Source organism: Pseudomonas sp. GL93 (assembly GCF_003408955.1).
GTDB classification, from domain to species: Bacteria; Pseudomonadota; Gammaproteobacteria; order Pseudomonadales; family Pseudomonadaceae; genus Aquipseudomonas; species Aquipseudomonas paracarnis.
Genome location: NZ_NKRF01000075.1, coordinates 1 through 22,087 on the forward strand (window position 1 = coordinate 1; position 22,087 = coordinate 22,087).

The following is a 22,087-nucleotide window of genomic DNA, read 5'->3' on the forward strand; positions in this document are numbered from 1 at the left end:
GCGCGGTGGTTGACGATCAGTTTTACAGGCGACCGCAAGTGGATTGCCTAAAGTCTGTTAGACCGAGGTGAGGCTATCGCAGGCAAGCCAGCTCCCACAGTTGATAGTGTTTGCACATTAAAATGTGGGAGCTGGCTTGCCTGCGATGGGGCCTTGCAGGTCAGCCCAGATGCTGGACCAAGCCCTGATAGCAAGTCGCCAAATGATAAGGCGTAGTCGAAGGCATATCCCGTCGGCTCACCTTACCCTCGGCATCCAGGCATTCATGCCAACCCTTGGCATGCAAAAAGCGCTGTTGCAACGCCTGCAACTGACGCTGCAGCACCGCTTCGCTACCTGGCCGCAAGGTCAGCGCCCGCAGGTACTCCGCCTGTGCCCAGATCCGTTGGGTACCGTCGCGCACCGTGCCATCCAGCGCGAGCATGCCGCTGACCGCACCGCTTAACTTATCCACACCCTTTTGCTCGGCATAGGCAAATGCCCGTGTCAGCGAGCCATGCAGCGCGGTGCCGCGCAGCACAGCTGAAGACTCGAGCAAAAAGAACCATTCGAACTGGTGCCCCGGCTCAAACCAGTTATCCACAGCGCCCAAAGGTTTCTCCATCATCACGCCGTGCTCGCGGTCGATGAAACGTTGCTGCATGGCCGTCGCCAGTGCCAGCAGGGCCGCTTGCACCTGGGCGTCCTCACGCACCGCGAGGGTGGCCAGGAAACCTTCGGCCAGGTGCATCAGCGGGTTTTGCAAGGGGCCTGAGTTGAGGGAGGCCCAATTGCGTTCCAGTACTGCTTCGTACAAACCGTCGCCGGTGGCAAAGCGTTGGGCGACGACTTCCAGGGCAGCGTTGAGCACCGACTCTACCAATGGCTCACGCACCTTCGCCCAGTAATGGGCGCAGGCAAAAATAATGAAGGCGTGGGTGTAGAGGTCTTTGCGCTTGTCCAGCGGCTGGCCGGCGGGGTCGATGCTGTAGAACCAGCCACCGTGTTCGGCATCATGGAAGTGCCGTTGCAGGGAGCGAAACAGCGCTGCCGCACGTTCTTCGGCAAAAGCCGCGCCGGGCTCGCCGATCAGGCTGGCGAACAGGTACAACTGCCGGGCGCAGGCCATGGCGCGATAGCGCTGTGGGGGCAGTGGCTGGTGGTCGGCGTCCAGGGCCTCAAAGGGCAATGCCAGGTCGGCATTCCAGCCCGGGCCTTGCCAGAGGGGCACGATCAGGTCATGGAAGTGCGTGAGCACAGGCGTCAGGGAAGAGGGGGAAGCGATGGGCATTGGCTGGCGTCGTCACGGCAGGGGGGTTTGCCGCGCATGGGAGCAGGCTTGGGATCGGTGGTGTTTGTACTGGCGCTATCGCGGGCAAGCCCGCTCCCACATTTTTGAAGTGTGAACCGTCTCACATGTGGGAGCTGGCTTGCCTGCGATGAGGCCCTTACAGGCGCTGGCGATCAGCCCGCCAACAACCACACCCCAGTCGCCGCCGAAGCCGCCCCGGCCACCCGCACCAAGGGTGCAGCAGCAGCTGGCAAAAAGCGCACGACTGCATAACCGGCTGCATGCAAGGCCGCGGTCGCCCCCACAAACCCAGCCGCATACGCCCAAGGGCTGGTCATGTCCGGCAGTTCCAGGCCATGGGCCACGCCGTGAAACAGCGCAAACAAGGCCGTGGCGCCCACGGCCACGAACAGCGGCGGCCGCACCGCCAACGCTACCGCCAGGCCCAAGGCCAGCACCGATGCGGCAATCCCGCTTTCCAGCGCCGGTAGTTGCAGCCCTTCAAAACCCAGCACGCCGCCGATCAGCATGGTGCCGACAAAGGTGCACGGCAGCGCCCAGCGCGCGGTGCCTTTTTGTTGGGCAGCCCAGAGGCCCACCGCAAGCATCGCCAGCAAATGATCGAGGCCGCCCAGGGGGTGGCTGATACCGGCCACCAGGCCATTGTCGCCATGGCCCGGATGGGCGAAGGCCAGGGCAGGGGCGAGCAGCAGCGCGGCGGCGGCGAAAAGTCTGTTGAGTCTCATGGACAGGTTCCTTATGGGTTGATCAGGCGGCGGTCAGCAGGCCCTGGCGTTCGATGAAGGCGACGATGTCGTCCAGGCCGACCCCGGTTTTCTGGTTGCTGAACACAAAGGGTTTGCCGTTGCGCATGCGTTGGGTGTCGCTGTTCATTAGCTCCAGCGAGGCACCCACCAGCGGGGCCAGGTCGATCTTGTTGATCACCAGCAGGTCAGACTTGCAAATACCGGGCCCGCCCTTGCGCGGCAGCTTGTCGCCCGCAGACACATCGATCACATAGATGGTCAGGTCCGACAGTTCCGGGCTGAAGGTGGCTGACAGGTTGTCGCCGCCGGACTCCACCAGAATCAGGTCCAGGCCGGGAAAGCGGCGGTTGGGTTGATCCACGGCCTCCAGGTTGATCGAGGCATCTTCGCGAATCGCTGTGTGCGGGCAGCCACCGGTTTCCACTCCGATGATGCGCTCCGGCGCCAGGGCCTGGTTGCGCACCAGGAAGTCGGCGTCTTCGCGGGTGTAGATGTCGTTGGTCACCACCGCCAGGTTGTAGCGATCGCGCAGCGCCAGGCACAGGGCCAGGGTCAGGGCGGTCTTGCCCGAGCCTACCGGGCCGCCGATACCGACGCGCAGGGGTTGTGTGTTCATGTGCTTCTCCACAATCAGGAACGGAACAGGCGGCTGTACTGGCGCTCGTGGGCCATGCACGCCAGGGACAGGCCAAAAGCGGCGCTGCCCATATGGTTAGGGTTAATGCGTCCGGCATCCTGCTGGGCTTGTTGCAGCAGCGGCAGCAGTTCGCTGGTCAGGCGCTGGGCGGCTTGCTGGCCCAGTGGCAGGGTTTTCATCAGCACTGCCAATTGGTTTTCCAGCCAGCTCCACAGCCAGGCGGCGAGGGCGTCGTCGGCGTTGATGTGCCAGGCGCGCGCGGCCAAGGCCCAGCCAAGGGCCAAGTGCGCTTCGTCGCGTTGTGCAAGAAAGTCACGGGCGCTGTTGTCCAGTTCCGGCAAGCCGTTGAGCAGTTGTTGCAGGGAGTAGCCCATCTGGCGACTCTCCTGATACAGCTCCCGGGTCTCACGACTGGCGCGATGCTCGTCGCACCACTGCGCCAGTTGTGTCCAGTCCTGCTCGACGGCTGCGCGGCAATGGGCAAGCAACAGCGGCGCTTCGAAACGCGCCAGGTTGAGCAGCAACTGGTCACTGATCCAACGTCGGGCGCTCGCGGCATCCTGCACGCGGCCGTTGTCCACCGCCATTTCCAGGCCCTGGGAATAGCTATAGCCGCCAATCGGCAGGTGCGGACTGGCCAGGCGTAGGAGCGCCCAGGCTGGGTTCATAGACGTACGCCGAACTGATGTAGCTTGGGGGCGTAGTTGAAGTCTTCATCACCATGGCGCGAATGATGATGGCCGCCGCCATAGGCGCCGTGCTCGGGTTGAAACGGCGCTTCGATGGTCTGTGCATCGGCACCCAGCTGTTCAAGCATGGCCTTGAGCACGTAGTCATCGAGCAGGCGCAGCCAGCCGTCACCGACTTGCAGGGCCACATGGCGGTTGCCCAGGTGATAGGCGGCGCGGGTCAACTCGAACGCGTTGCGGCAGGTGACGTGCAGCAGTTGTTCAGGACGGGCGCACACCCGTACGACGCGTCCGTCTTCTGCCTGTAGGAATTCACCATCGTGCAAGGGCGGCTGGCCCCGCTCCAAAAACAGGCCGACGTCTTCACCGTCGGCACTGAAACAGCGCAGGCGGCTTTTGCTGCGGGCTTCGAAATTGAGCAGCAACTCGGCGGCCCAGAGGGCTTGGGGGGCGATTCGGCGGTGTATCACCAGCATCAGAGAGCTTCCAGCTGTGAGCGATGAAAGACCTAGAGCAAGGGGCTTGCCAATCACGGAATTGAGTAGGAATTCCCTGTAGTCAGGCAGGCATGCTGCTCAATAGGGCGTCGGATAATTCAGTGCGTGAATCAATTTGGTGCGTGGCGAGGTTTATAGCACCGGCGAAGGGCGTTTTGCGTTGATGGCGGCGCTTGTCTTGATGAAATTTCTTTCATCTTTTTCTCTGTAGGCAGTTTTTAGGATTTTTCCTACGAATCATGAGGATTTGGAGTTCATGAGATTACCTGAGGGTTCTTTAGGCTATGCGCCCTGTTTAATACCCCCGTGACGTTCATCATGCTTCGATCAATTTTCTGTATATGCCTGGCCAGCCTGACCTTCTTCATTTCAACGGCATCGGCCAATTTTCAGCCCCGCGCCAGCTTCGGCTCGTCGCTGCAAAGCCTCAAGCCCGCCTCCATCGACGACGTGATCGACCGCGCCCATGAGTTGCTCGGTACGCCCTACAAGTGGGGCGGCACCTCGGCGGAGCAGGGCTTCGATTGCAGCAGCTTCCTGGTGTACCTGTTCAAGACCCAGGCCAATATCCAGATACCGCGCACCACCACGGCCATGCACCGCTCATCGGCGGCGACCATCAAGCGCAATGCGTTGAAGCCTGGGGATGCGGTGTTTTTCAAAGGCAACGGGCGCGGCCAGGTCAGCCATGTCGGGCTTTACATTGGCCAAGGCAAATTCATCCATTCGCCGCGCACCGGTAAAACCATCCGTATCGACTCATTGAGCAATAGCTACTGGAACAAGCACTACACCACCGCCAAACGGTTCCACACGGCGGGTTGATTGGCTTATTCGGTGCTGCCCAGCCCTTGCCAATGCTTGAGGCCGATAAAGATAAAGCGCAGTTGCTGGGTGATTTTCGCTTGGGGCGTAAGATGGGCCGGCAAGGCGTGGGGCGGTGGGTCGATGATATCGGGCAGGGTGGCGAACACACTCTTGACGATCAGGTCGGCCATCACGTGCAAACCTTCCGCATCCAGGTGCTGCAACTTGGGCATCAACGTCAAGTCGGCGGCCAGGTCGCGGGTGATGTCTTCGCGCAGGGCGGCGATGGCTTGGCGCACGGCCAGACAGCCGCCGTACTGTTCGCGAGCCAGGAAGAGGAACTGAGAGCGGTTAGCCGAAACCACATCGAGAAAGATGCGCACCGAGGCATCAATGATGCCGCCCATCACGAATTCGTTGTGGCGCACCAGGCGGATCGTGGCGCGAAAGGTCTGGCCGACCTCGCTGACCAATACCAGCCCAAGCTGGTCCATATCGGCGAAATGACGATAGAAACCGGTGGGCACGATACCCGCGGTCTTGGCCACTTCGCGCAAACTCAGGCTGCCAAACCCACGGCCACACTCCATCAGATGGCGGGCTGCGTCCATCAGGGCGAGGCGGGTCTGTTGCCTCTGTTCGGCGCGGGGCAGCATGAGCGGATGAGCTTTGTCGGCAAGTACAGCGACGCACTCTAGCAAAAGCGCTTTGCCGGCGTCGAACTTGGCAGGGGCGGGGCGGGACGCGGTCTATATAAAAGCAAAAGCCCGATCGGCAGATCGGGCTTTTTTTCTGGGCCACCACAGGCTTAGCTCTGTGCTTGATGCAGTTCTTGCAGACGGTCGGCACCGCCTTCAGCAACGCCTTCGGTGTAGGCGCGTTTGTTGGCTTGTTCAGCACCGCCTTCGACCAGACCTTTCTCTTGCAGGCGGTTGTAGCCATTTTCAGCCACGGCGCCTTTGGCGTAATCACGGTTTTCGTCTTCTTGCGAACCGCTGCGAGCCACGGTTTGGCTGGTTTGCACGGCTTGGGCTTTGTTCTGTGGGGTGACCTGTTCGGCAGCTGGCAGGGCAAAAGCGCTGGAAGCCAGGACAGATAACAGAACGGTAGCGAGTAATTGGCGTTTCATGATGGTTGCTCCTAGGGAGGGCGATAAAGTGGGTACAGGGCTAATGTTACCCTTGATAAGTCGATATAAAAGTTCATAAACACAATGGTAATAATCAACAGAATTGATTGTTCTCCCCGGAGGCTCTAGATCGAGCCTCTCAAGCCCGCGGCTTTGCACCGATGTGGGTATTTTCGACACGAGCCTGGGTAACAATGGTGCGTCATCGATGGGGAAAATTGTCGGGTTGATCAGGAAAATCGCTTTTTTCGGCTAAATCCGCCGTTGCGTTAAACCCCCAGGCACTTTGCCAGTCGTAGTCCTATAAGCTGTTTAAAAGGCTGTAGCCCAGCCAGTCGTATTCAGGAGCCCTGTGCAATGACGCGCACTCGTAAAATTCTCGCTTGGAGCTGCGCCAGCTTCGTTCTGTTAATGGCCATCGTGGTACTGGTGTTGGTGTTCTTCGACTGGAACCGCATCAAGCCGCCCCTCAATGCCAAGGTCTCCGAAGAACTGCACCGCCCGTTCGCCATCAACGGCAACCTCGCAGTGGTGTGGCAGCGTGAGCCCGATGAAGGCGGTTGGCGCGCCTGGGTGCCGTGGCCCCATGTAATTGCCGAAGACCTGACCCTGGGTAACCCAGATTGGTCGAAACAACCGCAGATGGTCACGCTCAAGAAGGTTGAGCTGCGCATATCGCCCCTGGCCTTGCTGGTGCAGCGTGTGGTGATCCCGCGCATCGACCTCACCGAACCCAGTGCCCAGTTGCAGCGCCTGGCTGATGGCCGTGCCAACTGGACCTTCAAGTTCGACCCCAAGGACCCTGACGCCGAACCGTCCAACTGGGTGGTGGACATTGGCGCCATCGGCTTCGACAAAGGCCATGTGACCCTTGACGATCAAAGCCTCAAGACCCAGCTGGATGTGATCATCGACCCGCTGGGCAAGCCGATTCCCTTTGGCGAAATCGTCGGCGACGCCGATGCCAAGAAGGCCCTGGAAAAAGGCTCGGCGCCTCAGGACTATGCGTTCGGCCTCAAGGTCAAAGGCCAGTACCACGGCCAGAAACTCGCGGGCACGGGTAAGATCGGTGGCTTGCTGGCCTTGCAGGACGCGGCCAAGCCGTTCCCGCTGCAAGCCCAGGTCAAGATCGCGGACACCAGCATCGCCCTGGCTGGCACCCTGACCGACCCGCTGAACCTCGGCGCCCTGGACCTGCGCCTGAAACTCTCGGGCAGCAGCCTGGGCAACCTGTACCCGCTCACCGGCGTGACCCTGCCGGACTCGCCGGCCTATTCCACCGACGGTCACCTGATCGCCAAACTGCATGAGGCCAGCGGCGCCTCCTTCCGCTACGAGAACTTCAACGGCAAGATCGGCAACAGCGACATCCACGGCGACCTGGCCTATGTCGCCAGCCAGCCACGGCCCAAGCTCAGTGGCGCGCTGGTGTCCAACCAACTGCTGATGGATGACCTGGCACCTTTGATTGGCGCGGACTCCAACGCCAAGCAAAAAGCCCGTGGTGGTGAAAGCAAACAGCCGGCGACCAAAGTGCTGCCGGTTGAAGAGTTCCGCACCGAGCGTTGGCGCGATATGGATGCCGACGTCGAGTTCACCGGCAAGCGCATCGTGCACAGCGCCGATTTGCCCTTTACCGACCTCTACACCCACCTGGTGCTTAACGACGGCCAACTGAGTCTCGAACCCCTGCGCTTCGGCGTGGCCGGTGGCAAGCTCGATGCGCAGATTCGCTTGAACGGCCGCATCACACCGATGGAAGGCCGCGCCAAACTCACGGCGCGTAACTTCAAGCTCAAGCAGTTGTTCCCGACCTTCGAACCGATGAAAACCAGCTTTGGTGAGCTCAACGGCGATGCCGATATTGCCGGGCGCGGTAACTCGGTGGCGGCACTGTTGGGCACGTCCAGCGGTGACCTGAAGATGCTCATCAACGATGGCGCCATCAGCCGAAGTCTGATGGAAATCGCCGGGCTCAACGTGGGCAACTACGTGGTGGGCCGCCTGTTCGGCGACGAGGAAGTGAAGATCAATTGCGCAGCGGCGGACTTCGGCATCAAGACAGGCCTGGCGACCACGCGGCTGTTTGTGTTCGACACCGAGAACGCGATCATCTACATCGACGGCACCGCGAATATGGCCACCGAGCAATTGGACCTGACCATCACGCCGGAATCCAAGGGCTTTCGCCTGTTCTCCCTGCGGTCACCCCTGTACGTCAACGGGCCGTTCATCAAGCCCAATGCCGGGGTCAAGGCCATCCCCCTGGCCCTGCGCGGTGCCGGCATGGTCGCTTTGGGTGTGATTGCCGGGCCTGCCGCCGGCTTGCTTGCCTTGGTAGCCCCAAGCGGTGGTGAGCCCAATGAGTGCGCACCGTTGCTGCAACAGATGAAGGAAGGCAAGGCGCCAAAGACTGTTAAGTAACTGTGGGAGCGGGCTTGCCCGCGATAGCGGAGTATCAGTCAATGATTTATCAACTGATCCAACGCTATCGCGGGCAAGCCCGCTCCCACAGTGGGTGTTGCGGTGTTAGTTATTACAGATCCTGCAGAATATCCGCCATGTCATCGGCGTGTTCTTCTTCCTGGGCCAGGATGTCTTCGAAGATGCGACGGGGAGTCGGGTCTTTGTCACCGATGTACTGGATGATCTCGCGGTAGCTGTCTACCGCGATCCGCTCGGCCACCAGGTCTTCGTAGACCATTTCCTTCAAGGTGTTGCCCGCCACGTATTGCGCATGGGAGTTCTTGGACAGCAGGTCGGGGTTGAACTCCGGCTCGCCGCCCAGTTGCACGATGCGCTCGGCCAGTTTGTCGGCGTGCTCGGCTTCCTGGGTCGCATGTTCCAAGAACTCATCGGCAGCCACGCTAGCCTTGAGGCCGTTGGCCATGAAGTAGTGACGCTTGTAGCGCAGCACGCAAACCAATTCGGTGGCCAGCGACTCGTTGAGCAGGCGGATGATTTCTTCGCGGTCGGCGTCATAGCCTTCGGTTACGGCGCCGTTTTCAACGTTCTGGCGGGCGCGGCTGCGCAGGGTCGCAACGTCAGTCAATTGTGCTTGAGTCATTTCAATCTCCTGGGGCTAATCCGGTTGTACGCCACGCTCTGCCGGCGTGATCGCTATCAGGTGTGAGTCCTGGGCGGCGCAAAAAGTTTTATTGGATTTGCCAGCAGGTGTCATCTTCTGGTCGTGGGAGTGGGTTAGCCTGACTTGATTCCGTCTGGTTCAAGGACGTTCGATACATGCCGCAGTCATTAGCCACACGTTACCCCCTGGTATTGGTACCCGGCATGCTGGGGTTTGTGCGCCTGGGGTGGTTCCCTTACTGGTACGGCATCGTCACGGCGCTGCGGGCTGGTGGGGCGCAGGTATTTGCCGTGCAAGTCGCGCCGCTGGATTCCAGTGAGGTACGCGGTGAGCAGTTGCTGGTGCAGATCGAGCGGATTCTGCGCGAGACCGGCGCCGACAAGGTCAACCTGATCGGGCATAGCCAGGGCTCGCTCACCGCTCGCTATGCGGCAGCCACACACCCGCAATGGGTGGCCTCGGTGACCTCGGTGGCCGGGCCCAACCATGGTTCGGAACTGGCCGATCATATCCACACCCATTACCCGGTCGACAGCGCCAAAGGCCGACTGATGAGCGCTGCCTTTCACTTGGCCGCCTGGGTGATGGGCCTGCTGGAAACCGGCTATCGCGGGCCGCGCTTCAAGGCCGATCTGCCGGCCTCGCATCAGTCCCTGACCAGCGCGGGCGTGGCGCTGTTCAATCGCCAATATCCCCAGGGGTTGCCCCAGGAATGGGGTGGGCACGGCCTGGAGGAGGTCAATGGCGTGCGCTATTACTCGTGGTCCGGCACCTTGCAGCCGGGCAAGACAGATCGCGGGCGCAACCTGTTGGACGGGACGAATCGCAGCTGCCGCTGGTTCGCCCGCAGCTTTGTGCGGGAGAAGGGCCAGTGTGACGGCATGGTCGGGCGTTACAGCTCACACCTGGGCACGGTGATCGGCGATGATTACGCCCTGGACCATTTCGATATCGTCAACCAATCCCTGGGACTGGTGGGCAAGGGCGCCGAGCCGATCCGCTTGTTTGTCGAGCATGCGCGACGGCTGAAGGCGGCCGGTGTTTAGCCGGGGGACCGCGTTATCGCTCTTCGCAGGCAAGCCAGCTCCCACCGTTGAAGTGCATTCCCCTGTGGGAGCTGGCTTGCCTGCGATAGCGAAAGCTCAGGCCACACTGACCCGACGGCCAACTGGCGTGGTCCAGCGCTCCGACAGAATCACCCCACCCAAGGTCAGCAAACCGCCCACCAAGTGATACAGCGCCAGCTCTTCCTTGAGCACCAGCGCTGCAATCAGCGCGGTGATCAAGGGCAGCAGATTGAAAAACAGTGTGGTACGGCTTGGCCCCAGGGTCTTCACCGAGTGCATCCACGCCAACGGCGCCAGCATCGACGCCAGCAGGCACGCATACAGCACCAGCGGGATATTCGCCCAACCCAGCCCTGCCTTGGCCGAAAACAGGAACAGCGGAAACAGCACCAGCACCGCCACCAGCACCTGCAAATACAGGAGCACCAATGGCGGCAGGCGCAGCTGCCATTTTTTCAGCAGGGTGCTGTAGACCGCATAGGCCAGCGTCGCAACCAGCATCATGCCGTCGCCCAGGTTGACCCCATGTTGCAGCAACGCGCCCAGGCTGCCGGCCGACACCACTACTACCACGCCTGCGAACGACAGCACCGCGCCGGTCATCGCACCAAAGGTCAGGCGTTGGCCAAGGCTGATGATCGCAGCGGTCAGCGCCATTAACGGCATCAGCGACAGGATGATGCCCATGTTGGTGGCGCTGGTCAGCGTCGCGGCGTAATAGGCCAGGCTTTGATACACCGCCATGCCGAGCACGCCGAGGATAAAGATCTTGCCCAGGTTGGGGCGGATCTGCGGCCAGTGGGCGACCACCGGTTTGAGCATGAACGGCGTGAACAGCAACGCAGCGAACAGCCAGCGGTAAAAGCCGATTTCAGCCGGGAAGATCGAGCCCACGGCCAATTTGTTGACCACGGTGTTGCCGGCCCAGATAAAGATAGCCAGCAGCGGATACGCGTATTGCATTGAAAAGAAACCCAGTGTGTTGACGAGGCAGGATTATCCTCTGTCTGGATCGAAGCCTATACTGCGATCCAGACAACTGAGCGTTGAATCCAGACAATATGTCCCGACACACCGTACGCCTACCGGATTTCGCCCGCCTGCCCAGCCCGGTGTATTTTCGGTATTCCGATTTTGCCCCGGACACCGAATGTACCCCGCACCAGCACACCTGGGGCTCGCTGGATTACTCGGCCAGCGGCGTGATGCGCATGGAAGTGGCGGGCAATCGCTTCATGTCGCCACCGCAATACGCGGTGTGGGTGCCGCCGCATACCGAGCACAGCTCCTACAATGCCGAGGCGATTGTCTACCACTCCGTAGGTCTGGCGCCGCAGCTATGCGAGCAGTTGCCGCAGCAGCCTTGCACGCTGGCGATCAGCGACATTCTCAAGGCGATCCTCAAGGATTTCGCCCTGCGCGACGTCAATGCGCCGCGCACCGACGCCGATATCCGGCTGGCCCAAGTGCTGGTGGACCAACTCCGGCAGGCGCCGGTCCACGATTGCTTCCTGCCCTACGCCCGCCACCCAGGATTGCTTGGGGTCTTGGAGGGCATGCAGGCAGAGCCGGGAGACAACCGCCCGCTGGCGCAATGGGCCGAGCAGGTGCATGTGAGCGAGCGCACCCTGGCGCGCCAGTTTGTGCGCGAGCTGGGCATGAGCTTTGGCGAATGGCGCCAGCGCCTGCGCTACCTGGCGGCCATCGAAGCGCTGGACAGCGACCGCAGCGTGCAACACGTGGCGTTTGATCTGGGCTACAGCACCGCCTCGGCGTTTATCGCCATGTTCCAACGCCACGCCGGCTGCACGCCGGAGCAATATCGGCGGTCGAGTATTCGTGGCCGGTGAAGTTGTAACAGGTTTTGACTACACTGCGCTGTAGGCCGTGCCCGTCGGCACGGTAACAGGGAGAAAACTCCATGAAGATGCTGCGTATTCCATTGTTGATGATGGGCCTGCTGATGTGTGCCCAGGGTTTTGCCGCCACTGCCCAGCAGAACAAAATGACCACCTGCAATGCCGAGGCCACCACCAAGACGCTCAAGGGCGATGAGCGCAAGACTTTCATGAAGACTTGCCTGTCGGCACCTGCCGCCAACGATGCCAAGACCCTGACCCCGCAGCAGCAGAAGATGAAAGATTGCAATGCGTCGGCGAAAACCCAGGCCTTGGCCGGTGATGCGCGCAAAACCTTCATGAGCACTTGCCTGAAGAAATAATAGCCCCGGGCCATAGAAGGCTGCGACACTCGCACACAGCCCCTTTGTAGGAGCGAGCAAGTGTGGCGAGGGAGCTTGCTCCCGCTGGAGCGCGAAGCGCTCCCAAACCGAACAGACGAGTATGCCTGGTGCACACCGGCTCAATGGTTTGGGGCTGCTTCGCAGCCCAGCGGGAGCAAGCTCCCTCGCCACAGCAAGCTCGCTCCTACAACATCCTTCAACGCCGTTTGTTTTGAGGCTGTATGCCAACGTTTTCTCAGCGTCATGTGTTGTTGCTGTCCAGCTACATCATCATTTTCGGCGGGTTGCTGCTGGTACTGCCGCTGAAATTGCTGCCCAGCCTGCTGGCCGGCCTGTTGGTCTATGAGCTGGTCAACATGCTCACCCCTCAACTGCAACGCCTGATCGAAGGCCGACGCGCGCGCTGGCTGGCGGTGGCCTTGCTGGGCACCCTGATCGTCAGCGTGTTGGCCTTGATCTTCGCCGGCGCCATCAGCTTCCTGCTCCACGAAGCGGAAAACCCCGGGGCTTCCCTGGACAAATTCATGGGCGTGGTCGACCGCGCGCGCGGTCAATTACCGCCGTCCATCGACGCTTACCTGCCCGCCAGCGCCGCGGAGTTTCGCGTGGCCATTGGTGATTGGCTAAGCAAGCACCTGAGCGAACTGCAACTGGTCGGCAAAGACGCCGCCCACATGTTCGTCACCTTGCTGATCGGCATGGTGCTGGGCGCGATCATCGCCCTGCAGCGCGTGCCCGACCTGACCAAGCGCAAGCCCCTGGCCGCCGCGCTGTTCGACCGCCTGCACCTGCTGGTCCAGGCGTTTCGCAACATCGTCTTCGCCCAGATCAAAATCGCCGCGCTCAACACCGCTTTCACCGCGGTTTTCCTGGCGGTGGTGCTGCCGCTGTGTGGCATTCACCTGCCGCTGACCAAGACCCTCATCGTGCTGACCTTCCTGCTCGGCCTGCTGCCGGTGATCGGCAACCTGATCTCCAACACGCTGATCACCATCGTGGCGTTGTCGCTGTCGATCTGGGTGGCGGTGGCGGCGCTGGGGTATTTGATCGTGATTCACAAGGTCGAGTACTTCCTCAACGCGCGTATCGTCGGCGGGCAGATCAGTGCCAAGTCATGGGAATTGCTGTTGGCGATGCTGGTGTTTGAGGCAGCGTTCGGCCTGCCGGGGGTGGTGGCGGGGCCGATTTACTATGCCTATCTGAAAAGCGAGCTGAAGCTGGGTGGGATGGTTTAAAGACAGATTCGGGGCCTGAACTGGCCTCTTCGCGAGCAAGCCCGCTCCCACATTCGACTGCATTCCAAAGGTGGAACGCGGTCAAGTGTGGGAGCGGGCTTGCTCGCGAAGGGCGCGCCACGGTTTCAGCTAAAACTCAGCTGCCGTAACGCTTGCTCGCCTCAATCGCCAAACCACTGCCAATACTGCCGAAGATATTGCCTTCCACATGCCGCGCATTCGGCAGCATTGCCGAGATGCTGTGGCGCAGTGCCGGAATGCCGCTGGAACCACCGGTAAAGAACACCGTGTCCACCTGGGCCACGCTCACCGATGCGTCATTGAGTAACTGTGTGACACTGCCGCGCACGCGTTCGAGCAGGTTATCGATGGATGACTCGAACAGTGCCCGACTCAGGTCGACGCTCAAGCCCGCTTCGATACGGTCCAGCGGCACGTGGCGGGTGTCTTCGTGGGTGAGCTGGATCTTGGTCTCTTCCACTTCCATGGCCAGCCAGTGCCCGGCGCGCTGTTCGATCAGTTTGAACAGGCGGTCGATGCCGCCGGTGTCTTCGATGTCGTAGCGCATACTGCCCAGGGCCAGCTGGGATTTTTGTGAATACACCGAGTTGATGGTGTGCCAGGTGGCCAGGTTCATGTGGTGGCTGGTGGGCATGTAGGCGCCGCTCTTCATGCGGCTGCCGTAGCCGAACAGCGGCATCATGCCGGCCAGCGAGAGCTGTTTGTCGAAGTCGGTACCGCCGATGTGCACGCCGCCGGTGGCGAGGATGTCGCTCTGGCGGTTGTCGTTATGGCGGCGATCCGGCGACAGGCGTACCAGGGAAAAGTCGGAGGTACCTCCGCCGATGTCGACGATCAGCACCAGCTCTTCTTTCTCGATGGTGGACTCGTAGTCGAACGCCGCTGCAATCGGTTCGTATTGGAACGAGATGTCCTTGAAGCCGATCTTGCGCGCCACATCCACCAGGGTGTTTTCCGCTTCCTGGTCGGCCATCGGGTCGTCATCGACGAAGAATACCGGGCGACCCAGTACCACTTCTTCGAATTCACGACCGGCGTTGGCTTCGGCGCGGCTCTTGAGCTGGCCGATAAACAGTGCCAGCAGGTCGGTGAAGGGCATGGCAGTGCCGAGCACGCTGGTGTCGTGCTTGATCAGCTTGGAACCCAGCAGGCTCTTGAGCGAGCGCATCAGGCGGCCTTCATAGTTCTCCAGGTATTCGTGCAGCGCCAGACGACCGTACACCGGGCGGCGTTCCTCGAAGTTGAAGAAGACCACTGACGGCAGGGTGATTTTGCCGTCCTCCAGCGCGATCAGCGTCTCCTCGCCGGGGCGGATCCAGCCGACGGTGGAGTTGGACGTGCCGAAGTCGATGCCGCAGGCACGGGCTGGAGATTCGTTTTTCATGTCTAACAGGTTCCGGTCAAAAAACGGCCGCGCAGTGTATGTCACTCGGGGCCGGATGCGTAGACCGGTGATCCGTAAATCCACCGGCATTCGTGCTACATAGCTACGTCTTGAGCCTACCGGGGTTTGGCTAGGCTGCGGTTTTACCGCTCACGGATGAACCGCTATGCCTGATGCAACCTTCACCGCCGACCTGCGCGGCGTGCACTACGACTTCCTCAAACAACGCGTGCCAAGCTGGTTCCTGGAGGGCACGACCCAGCGCCAGGAAGAGCTGGGCCAGCACGAGATGGACATTCCTTCCTGGTACCTGGCCACGACTCACCAGGACAAAACCGCCCTGGCCGCGCAGCACACACGTTTTCGCGAAACCCTCAATTCAATCGAAGCGCATCTCGGCCAGATCGACGACATCCTCGCGTTCGCCGAGCAGCCGCTCAAGGACGCACTCAAAAAGCAGTTCAACCTGGAGCTGGATGTACGCAATGTGTTCTTCGTGCGCAAATATGCCTACAAAGGTGCTCGCGATGATTTTTATGGCGCCTTCGTGTTTGACCAGCAAAACGATCCCTCCCTGACCTACACCTACCGAGGTATCTCCCTGCTGGAAGCGGCCCTGGCCAATTTCGAGGCCGATGAAGAACAGCCAGCGCCGTGCAACGATTGCCAACTCATTACCCGCTGGAACCCCGACAACCCCCATATCATCGCGACATTCGCCGCCGTCAGCGCCCACGCCGTGGCGATCAAGCCCCATGAGTTTGCCAAGCTGTGCCGCTCCCTGGACCTCGGCGCCCAGTATCACAAGCACATCAAGGCGGTGGTCGAACCCGACGCCGCCCAGGAGCGCGAGGCGCTGGAGCAAGTGCTTGAGGAGCATCAACGCCAGCAACTGGCGCTGAGCATCGAGATTGCCCGGTTGCAGTTAAACGGCGCGTTGAGTGCAGATGCCTACCAGATGCTCAAACAGGTGGTAGCCGGTTCCGGCACGCCGAAGCTTGCGGGTAAGCCGGTTACCTATGCCGCCCTCAAGGTACTGGACAGCGTGCTGGTGGGGCCGCTGCTGATTGGGCCAGACCGTGCACATTCGGACCGTACCGAGCGCCTGGTGGTGTACATACCCGGCGACCCGCAACAGCCGGTCAAGGAGTACGCCTCCAGTGGCGAGTTCATGGTCGACCTGCGCATGCGCTTGCACAGCGCGTCGTATCGACGCTTTTTCAGCCGCTTTGTGCCGGTGCGCGAGCAAGGCGGATTTTTCGCTCGTTTCAACCGGTTGTACCAGCCCGCCGACAATGGCAACGGCGGGGCGGATTATCCGCTGCGTACGCCGTTGGTGCATTTGCCCATGGACGAGTTCCTCCTCTGCGGTGATCTCTGGCGGCGCAGTCGCCAGGCGCATATCCGCAAGATCTTGAGTGATGCGCGGGCCGTGGCCGTACCCACCGAGGACGAGGACCGCAAGGCGCGGCTGGAGCGCCTGGAAAGTTTTTTCGATGCCGCTGTCAGCGTGTTCAACCTGGCGGCCTTCGTGGTGCCAGGGTTGGGGCCGATCATGCTGGCCGTGGGCGCGTCGCAGATGTGCTACGAGGTGTTTGAAGGGATAGAAGCCTATGGGCAAGGCGAGCCACGGCAAATGTGGGCGCATTTTGCGTCGGTGGCGTTGAACGTGGCGTTTATTTCCACCGGCGCCAAGGTGTTGCCAGCGGTCAAATGGCAAAGCGCGGTAGACCACCTCAAGCCTGTGACGATGCCGTCCGGCAAGCAGGTGCTGTGGAACCCTGACCTGGCGCCCTACGCGTCGCCGGTCAAACCGGCGCCCGAGGCCAAGGCCAACGCGCTGGGCCTGTATGACCACGACGGTCAACAGTTGCTGGCATTCGAGGATGCGCATTATCAGGTCAGGCAAGACCCTCACACCGGCGATTACCGCATTCAGCACCCGACGCGCCGCGACGCTTATGCGCCGGAGCTGGAGCACAACCACAACGGCGTTTGGACCCACGAGCTGGAAGAACCGCTGACCTGGGACGAATCAACCCTGCTCAAGCGCTTGGGGCTTGCCGAGCAGGCCGACCCGCTGCGTATCAGCGGCGTCGACACCGACGTGTTGCGCCAGGCCGCGGTCCATCACGAGCCACTGCCGTTGCTGCTGGAAGACACGCTCAAACGCTTCCAATTGCACCAACAGCTCACCACCTTTGCCGAGCAGATAAAAAGCAGCGACCCATTGGTGTACTCGAAAGCCGAACCGGCGCTGCAATTTGACCTGCTTCAGCGCCGTGGCCTGCTGCCCGACAACGTGGCGCTGAAAGTTATCGGCCCTCAGGACGAGGTGCTCTGGGAGGCGGTCGATGCACCGGCGTCGGCCAGCAAGCGCGTCATGGTGGTGACCGAAAGCGCCATGGCCCAGGGCCGTTTGCTCCGGGAGTTGCTGTACACCTTGCAGGGTGTCGACCCGCTGCTCAAAGAGTTTCCAGGTAGCCCCGAGGAGTCGCTGGAGGTGCGCGCCGGCAAGCTGCGCCATTATCTCGGCGATGCCGTTGACACGTTCAAGGGGCCGTTGCTGGAACAACGCTACCAAGCGCTGAACCCTACGTCCGATGCCGATGTACAGCGTTTGCTGGATACCTATCCGGCCTTGCCCACAGCGGTCGCCGAGCGTGTGTTGCAAGGGGCGACGACGGATCAGTTGCAGGCCTTTCGCAGCACGCGCCGCTTGCCCGAGCCCCTGGCCACGCAAGCCCAATGGTGTGCCCAGGAAACCCGGGTGGCCCGTGCCTACGAAGGGTTGCATCTGGACACCCAGACGCACCTCGACAGCCAGCGCCTGGCCTTGCGCACCCTGGAAACCCTGCCGGGCTGGGACCGCGGCTCGCGCATCGAGCTGCGTCAGTATTCGGCTGAAGGCACGGTGCTGGATGCCATCGGCTCGCCTGACTTTCCGCATAAACGCACGCTGGTATGGCTGGAAAGCGGCGACTTCCAAGCCTCCATGCCCGGCGATTTTTACAGCGCTATCTGGGAACAATTGGCGCTCGATGAACGCCAGCGCCTGGGTCTGAGCAGTGCCGCTGAACTGAAGCAGGCGATTCAACGCAGCCCGTTACCGCGCGAACCGTTGCGCACGGTGCTGGAGGAGAACCCGTTGCGCAAGCCTGACTATGACCCGATGGCCAGGCTGCTGGGCGGCGCGCCTGGGGTGCGCCAGTTGTTAAGGACGGCAGGGAATGTGCTTCGCTCCCCGGCGGAACGGGTACGGCGGTTGTTTCCAACCTTCAGCGACGAACAGGTCACAGTGTTCATTGAGTCGCTGGGCACAGACGTGCGGGGCGAGTTGGCCAGCCGTGAGTTGGAGTACCGCACCCTGAAAAAAACCTTGAAGGTGTGGGCGCAAGCAAAGGGGCCGCGGGCCTTGGCCCCTTACAGCGAGGAGTGGCGTGTGAGCGAAGAGATCAAACGCTGCTGGCGCCGTGAGACCGGGAGCCAACTGCACATTCGCCTGCCCAGGGACAACCTCTATTGGGTGGATTTGCCCGCCGTAAAAGGGGGCTTCGACCATGTCCGGGAGTTGGTGTTGTCGAATGTCAAATGGAGTGGGCATTCCAGTGCGTTGTTTCTCGAAAACTTTACCGAGTTGAACAGCCTGAGTATCACGGGGGCCGAAATGACCGAGCTGCCTGCGGTGATTGGCGACATGAAGCAGCTCACGTCGTTGAAGCTGCACGCCAACGGCTTGCAGTTGACCGAACGCAGCGCGGGACTGTTAAGCGATCTCAATGCGCTGCAAGTGCTCGACCTGTCGAGTAACCCATTGGGGGTGACGCCAGACTTCAGTGGCATGCCCCATTTAAGAGAGCTGAATCTATTCTGGACGCGAATCGAGCGGTGGCCGTCGGGGTTGAGAGAGCAGGCCGGGCTGGAGCGCCTCGACCTGCGTCAAAACCGTCTGCAACAGGTACCGCAGGACAACCTGGTGCCGCCCGCGGATCAATTGGAAACCGTGGCACGGATCAACAATGTCACCTTGCTTGAGGATAATCCCTTCCCGCCCGATTACTGGAAAACCTTCGATAAGTACTGGCAGGACCTGGCCCAGTCTCGACCCGACCTGTTGCAAGGGGCGCTGGAGGGCGCTTTCGACAGTAAAAACCCGCGCATCGAGAAGGTGGTGTACATGTACCCCGAGTACTCCGTGCAGAAGGCCAGGGCGCTTATCTGGTCCTGGGGTGACGGGGCCGAGGCGCAGTTGAACCGCCTCTGGCAAGAGCATTCTGTGCTGCTCCGGCAGTTGAACGGATGGCTGTTTTCAGGCGGTGGTGAGCGTCAGCGCTATGTGCGTGTCGGCGAGCGTGCCAATGACGCAGGGTCTTTGCGTGACCGCAACCATGCCTGGGAGCGTATCTTGCGCTGCTGGAGGCAAGAAACACCGCAACAGCTCACCAATGATGGCGAACCTTTCGGCCTTGAGTTGAACCTCAGTGATCTGAACCTGCCGAGCCTGCCTGACCTGGATGCGGATTTCAGCCATGTGGGCTCGCTCAAACTGAGCAATATGAACCTTCGCACCTCGCCGGAAGGGTTCCTCGCGCGTTTTCGCGGCGTGCGCTGGCTCGACTTGTCGAACAACCAGTTGCGTGAGTTACCGCCGGCGGTTGGGCAGATGCATGGCTTGACCCGCTTGTCCCTGCAAAACAACCGGATCCGCCTGACTGCCGATTCGGCGGCGATACTCTCGTCACGCATCACGCTCAAGGCTCTGGTGCTTAATTCAAACCCTCTGAGCAGGGCGCCGGACTTCAGCCAAATGACCAATCTGCACTCCTTGGACATGGGGGCCACCGGCCTCGATACGTGGCCTACCGGCTTGGACGAGCTCCCCCTGTTGGACATGGTGTACCTGCGAGGCAACAATATTTCCACCTTGCCCGATGCGCTGGTCGCACCGTCGGATGAGCAACTTGGACAGACACTGCGGGTCACCCGGGTAACCGACCTGGGCCTGAACCCGCTGTCCGCCGATACGCGTCAACGCATCAACGCCTACGGCGACCGGCTCACCGCCGCAGAGCGAGCAGCCAATCGATTGGTTGCCAGCGTGACGAGTGCGGTGGATGGCCCGGTGGAGCTGCATGGCGCGGATGCGCCGTTTCGGCGCTGGTCCACAGGCTTTTCCACTGAGCAATTGGCGCAGCGCCGGCTCCAGTGGTCCACCCTGCGTGCGTTACCCGGTTCGGACGGCTTCTTTGAAGTGCTCCGGGACCTGGAAATAGCGCCCGCTGGTCTTGAGGACTTGCAGCGCCGCATCTGGGAGGTGATCGATGGCATCACGCAAAACAGCAATGAGTCCGAGCAGTTGCGCAAGGAGATGTTCGAGTGGGCGGGGCGGGCGGCCTGCTGTGACCGGGCGGCATTGACCTTCAGCAACCTGGAGATCCTGCTGATGACCCACAACGCCAAGGCGCTTGCTTTGGACTCGACCCAGGGTGCGGCCCTGCTGAAGCTGTCCAAGGGGCTGTTCCGTCTCGATGAGCTGGAAAAGATCGCCCTGGAGGATATCGACCAGCGCAGAGCCGCGATCAACGCACGCGAGGGCTTGACCCCCGCCCAACGTGAGAGCGCCTTGAGGGCCGTGGAAGAGGTGGAGGTGCGCATGGCGTATCGCCATGGGCTCAAGGATCGCCTTGAATTGCCCGGCCAACCACAGCAGGCCCGGTTTGCCCATTTCGGCAATGTGACCCAGGCGATGCTCGATGCGGCCTACCAACGGGTGCTAAGCCTGGATAACTCCGCTCAGGAGTTGCAAGCCATGCTCGCCAGAGACTTCTGGAAAGACTATGTGGCGAATAAATACCGCGCGCGGTTTGAAGCACAGAACGAACCCCATCACGATCAAATGGAAGCCTTGCAGCGCGATTTCGAGGCCGGGACACTGCCTCGCGCCAGCTACGACGCCAAGGTCAAGGCATTGCAGGCGCAGTTCGAGATCGAAGAAGCGCAATTGATCGAACGCTTGAGCCGCGATGAAGTGGCGCAGGCGCTGGTTCCGACGGCAAGCCTTGAAGTCTTGGTAGAAAGCACCGGCCCCGGGCTGCAACTGTCCCAGGCGCAAGCCATCGACTTCCATGGCAAGCGCTACTTCGTGGCGAGCATGCCCGATGCGGGCGATGGCGAGCACTACGTGTTATGGGTACAAACGGCGGATAACCCCTTGCGTTTGACCAGCAGCGCAATCGTCGCCAAGCCTGATCTCAACGGCGTGTGGCGACGTAGAGGCCTGGCGGGCGGAATGGTGCAGCCGGGGGCCGGCGATGAGTTTGTCGATGCTTCGGAATCCATGCCGGTGAAGCCCTATACCACGGCCGAACTCAGTTACATGCGTCGGGAAGTGCACTTTACGGCCAACCCTAATCCGGTCGGCAGTTACATCCGCGCCAACAATGGCAAGTACCCCCTCAGGGATTACCAGGGCAGGCCGATCCGTATCCGCTCCCTGGAAAGGCAAGTGACCTTGGACTCCGGCACCCAATACACCTCCGCGCAGGTCAAACCCTACATTCAGTTTGAAGGGTATGAACACGTCGGCGCACGCTATGAAGCGCAACTGCAACTGCGCACATTCACGGCGCAGGATGTGAAAGTGCCGGGCGAAAAGGCGTTGATCGGCCAGTCCATGGTGGTGGCCAACCGGCGTATTGCCAAAGGGGAAATCGTCGGTGTATACGGCGGTACCGTATTGCCGTCGGGTATCTTCGGCGAGGGTGGCCAGACCTACACCATGAAGGTGGGCAGCCAGAGTGTTGCCCAGGGCAATAGTCTGGTGGAGGTGCCGATCCATTTGTCGGGGGACAATATTCTGTCGCGGATAAACACCCACTTTGAGTACGACGACAACGGCAAGCCGCTGCGCCAGGCGCCAGGTGGCTATAACGTCGAGACGGTGGGGTTTGATGTCGAGGCCGATATGTGGCTGGGTGTGGGGCCAGGGGCGCAGGTAAAGCGCAAACCCTTCATCCTCAACGCTCTTTTCGCCACAGAAGCTATCGCCGCGGGCACCGAACTGCGCATGGACTACCAGTACACCGAGGGGATGATAAAAAAGCAGTTCGCCTGATCCTACCCGCATCGGTAATCGGTCCGTCGTCGTAAATAGCGCTATCCCATCTTGAAAGGCGGCGTTTTGCCCCAATCTTGTGGGCATATCCAGGCGGTACACAGCCATTGCATGACGTCTGTGTGCCGCCGCTTAACTTA

At 61.0% G+C, this 22,087-nt stretch carries 17 protein-coding genes; 7 read left to right on the forward strand and 10 right to left on the reverse strand.

The annotated features are described in order from the left end of the window. Positions 1–160: 160 nt before the first annotated feature. From CER19_RS13690 to ureE, 5 genes are all read right to left on the reverse strand, one after another. On the reverse strand, positions 161–1,270 hold the full coding sequence (locus CER19_RS13690; RefSeq protein ID WP_116666790.1) for an AGE family epimerase/isomerase: 1,110 nt from the start codon (positions 1,268–1,270) through the stop codon (positions 161–163). Between the two features lie 173 nt (positions 1,271–1,443). Beyond that, on the reverse strand, positions 1,444–2,016 hold the full coding sequence (locus CER19_RS13695) for a HupE/UreJ family protein (protein ID WP_116666791.1): 573 nt from the start codon (positions 2,014–2,016) through the stop codon (positions 1,444–1,446). Between the two features lie 22 nt (positions 2,017–2,038). Further along, positions 2,039–2,653 carry an urease accessory protein UreG gene (ureG, locus tag CER19_RS13700; protein ID WP_116666792.1) on the reverse strand — a complete coding sequence of 205 codons (615 nt, stop codon included), beginning with the start codon at positions 2,651–2,653 and terminating at the stop codon, positions 2,039–2,041. A gap of 14 nt (positions 2,654–2,667) precedes the next feature. Then, complete coding sequence (locus tag CER19_RS13705; protein ID WP_116666793.1) at positions 2,668–3,342, reverse strand: urease accessory protein UreF; 675 nt, start codon at positions 3,340–3,342, stop codon at positions 2,668–2,670. Then, positions 3,339–3,839, reverse strand: coding sequence for an urease accessory protein UreE (gene ureE, locus CER19_RS13710; RefSeq protein ID WP_003188112.1), 501 nt, complete (start codon positions 3,837–3,839; stop codon positions 3,339–3,341). The genes CER19_RS13705 and ureE overlap by 4 nt, the downstream gene beginning before the upstream one ends. A gap of 339 nt (positions 3,840–4,178) precedes the next feature. On the opposite strand from ureE, the gene CER19_RS13715 reads away from it, so the two are divergent. Further along, positions 4,179–4,685 carry a C40 family peptidase gene (locus CER19_RS13715; protein ID WP_116666794.1) on the forward strand — a complete coding sequence of 169 codons (507 nt, stop codon included), beginning with the start codon at positions 4,179–4,181 and terminating at the stop codon, positions 4,683–4,685. 5 nt (positions 4,686–4,690) lie between these two features. Here CER19_RS13715 and CER19_RS13720 read toward each other — a convergent pair whose 3' ends face one another. Together CER19_RS13720 and CER19_RS13725 are read right to left on the reverse strand one after the other, a co-directional pair. Then, positions 4,691–5,323: a TetR family transcriptional regulator gene (locus CER19_RS13720; RefSeq protein WP_116666795.1), complete on the reverse strand. Its 633-nt coding sequence runs from the start codon at positions 5,321–5,323 to the stop codon at positions 4,691–4,693. Positions 5,324–5,475: 152 nt separating this feature from the next. Next, the gene (locus CER19_RS13725; protein ID WP_116666796.1) at positions 5,476–5,796 is read right to left on the reverse strand and encodes a hypothetical protein; all 321 of its coding nucleotides are present in this window, start codon (positions 5,794–5,796) and stop codon (positions 5,476–5,478) included. Between the two features lie 357 nt (positions 5,797–6,153). On the opposite strand from CER19_RS13725, the gene CER19_RS13730 reads away from it, so the two are divergent. Then, positions 6,154–8,220, forward strand: a complete 2,067-nt coding sequence (locus CER19_RS13730) for an AsmA family protein (RefSeq protein WP_116666797.1) — start codon at positions 6,154–6,156, stop codon at positions 8,218–8,220. 112 nt (positions 8,221–8,332) lie between these two features. On the opposite strand, the gene CER19_RS13735 is transcribed toward CER19_RS13730, so the two are convergent. Beyond that, on the reverse strand, positions 8,333–8,863 hold the full coding sequence (locus CER19_RS13735) for a bacterioferritin (RefSeq protein WP_116666798.1): 531 nt from the start codon (positions 8,861–8,863) through the stop codon (positions 8,333–8,335). Between the two features lie 176 nt (positions 8,864–9,039). Here CER19_RS13735 and CER19_RS13740 point away from each other — a divergent pair, with 176 nt between their 5' ends. Further along, positions 9,040–9,930: a triacylglycerol lipase gene (locus tag CER19_RS13740; RefSeq protein WP_116666799.1), complete on the forward strand. Its 891-nt coding sequence runs from the start codon at positions 9,040–9,042 to the stop codon at positions 9,928–9,930. Between the two features lie 96 nt (positions 9,931–10,026). Here CER19_RS13740 and CER19_RS13745 read toward each other — a convergent pair whose 3' ends face one another. Next, positions 10,027–10,914 (reverse strand): DMT family transporter, encoded by an 888-nt coding sequence (locus CER19_RS13745; protein WP_116666800.1) that lies wholly within the window; start codon positions 10,912–10,914, stop codon positions 10,027–10,029. A 98-nt stretch (positions 10,915–11,012) separates the two neighbouring features. Between CER19_RS13745 and CER19_RS13750 the strand changes: the two genes are divergently transcribed. From CER19_RS13750 to CER19_RS13765, 3 genes are all read left to right on the forward strand, one after another. Beyond that, positions 11,013–11,801, forward strand: coding sequence for a helix-turn-helix transcriptional regulator (locus CER19_RS13750; protein WP_116666801.1), 789 nt, complete (start codon positions 11,013–11,015; stop codon positions 11,799–11,801). A 71-nt stretch (positions 11,802–11,872) separates the two neighbouring features. Further along, positions 11,873–12,172: a PsiF family protein gene (locus tag CER19_RS13755; protein WP_032893794.1), complete on the forward strand. Its 300-nt coding sequence runs from the start codon at positions 11,873–11,875 to the stop codon at positions 12,170–12,172. A gap of 242 nt (positions 12,173–12,414) precedes the next feature. Then, positions 12,415–13,428 carry an AI-2E family transporter gene (locus tag CER19_RS13765; protein WP_003188124.1) on the forward strand — a complete coding sequence of 338 codons (1,014 nt, stop codon included), beginning with the start codon at positions 12,415–12,417 and terminating at the stop codon, positions 13,426–13,428. Between the two features lie 136 nt (positions 13,429–13,564). Here CER19_RS13765 and CER19_RS13770 read toward each other — a convergent pair whose 3' ends face one another. Beyond that, entirely contained in the window at positions 13,565–14,833 is a 1,269-nt protein-coding gene (locus CER19_RS13770) for an Hsp70 family protein (protein ID WP_116666802.1), read from the reverse strand. Positions 14,834–14,999: 166 nt separating this feature from the next. Between CER19_RS13770 and CER19_RS13775 the strand changes: the two genes are divergently transcribed. Then, positions 15,000–21,947, forward strand: a complete 6,948-nt coding sequence (locus CER19_RS13775) for an NEL-type E3 ubiquitin ligase domain-containing protein (protein WP_116666803.1) — start codon at positions 15,000–15,002, stop codon at positions 21,945–21,947. The last annotated feature ends 140 nt before the right edge of the window (positions 21,948–22,087 follow it).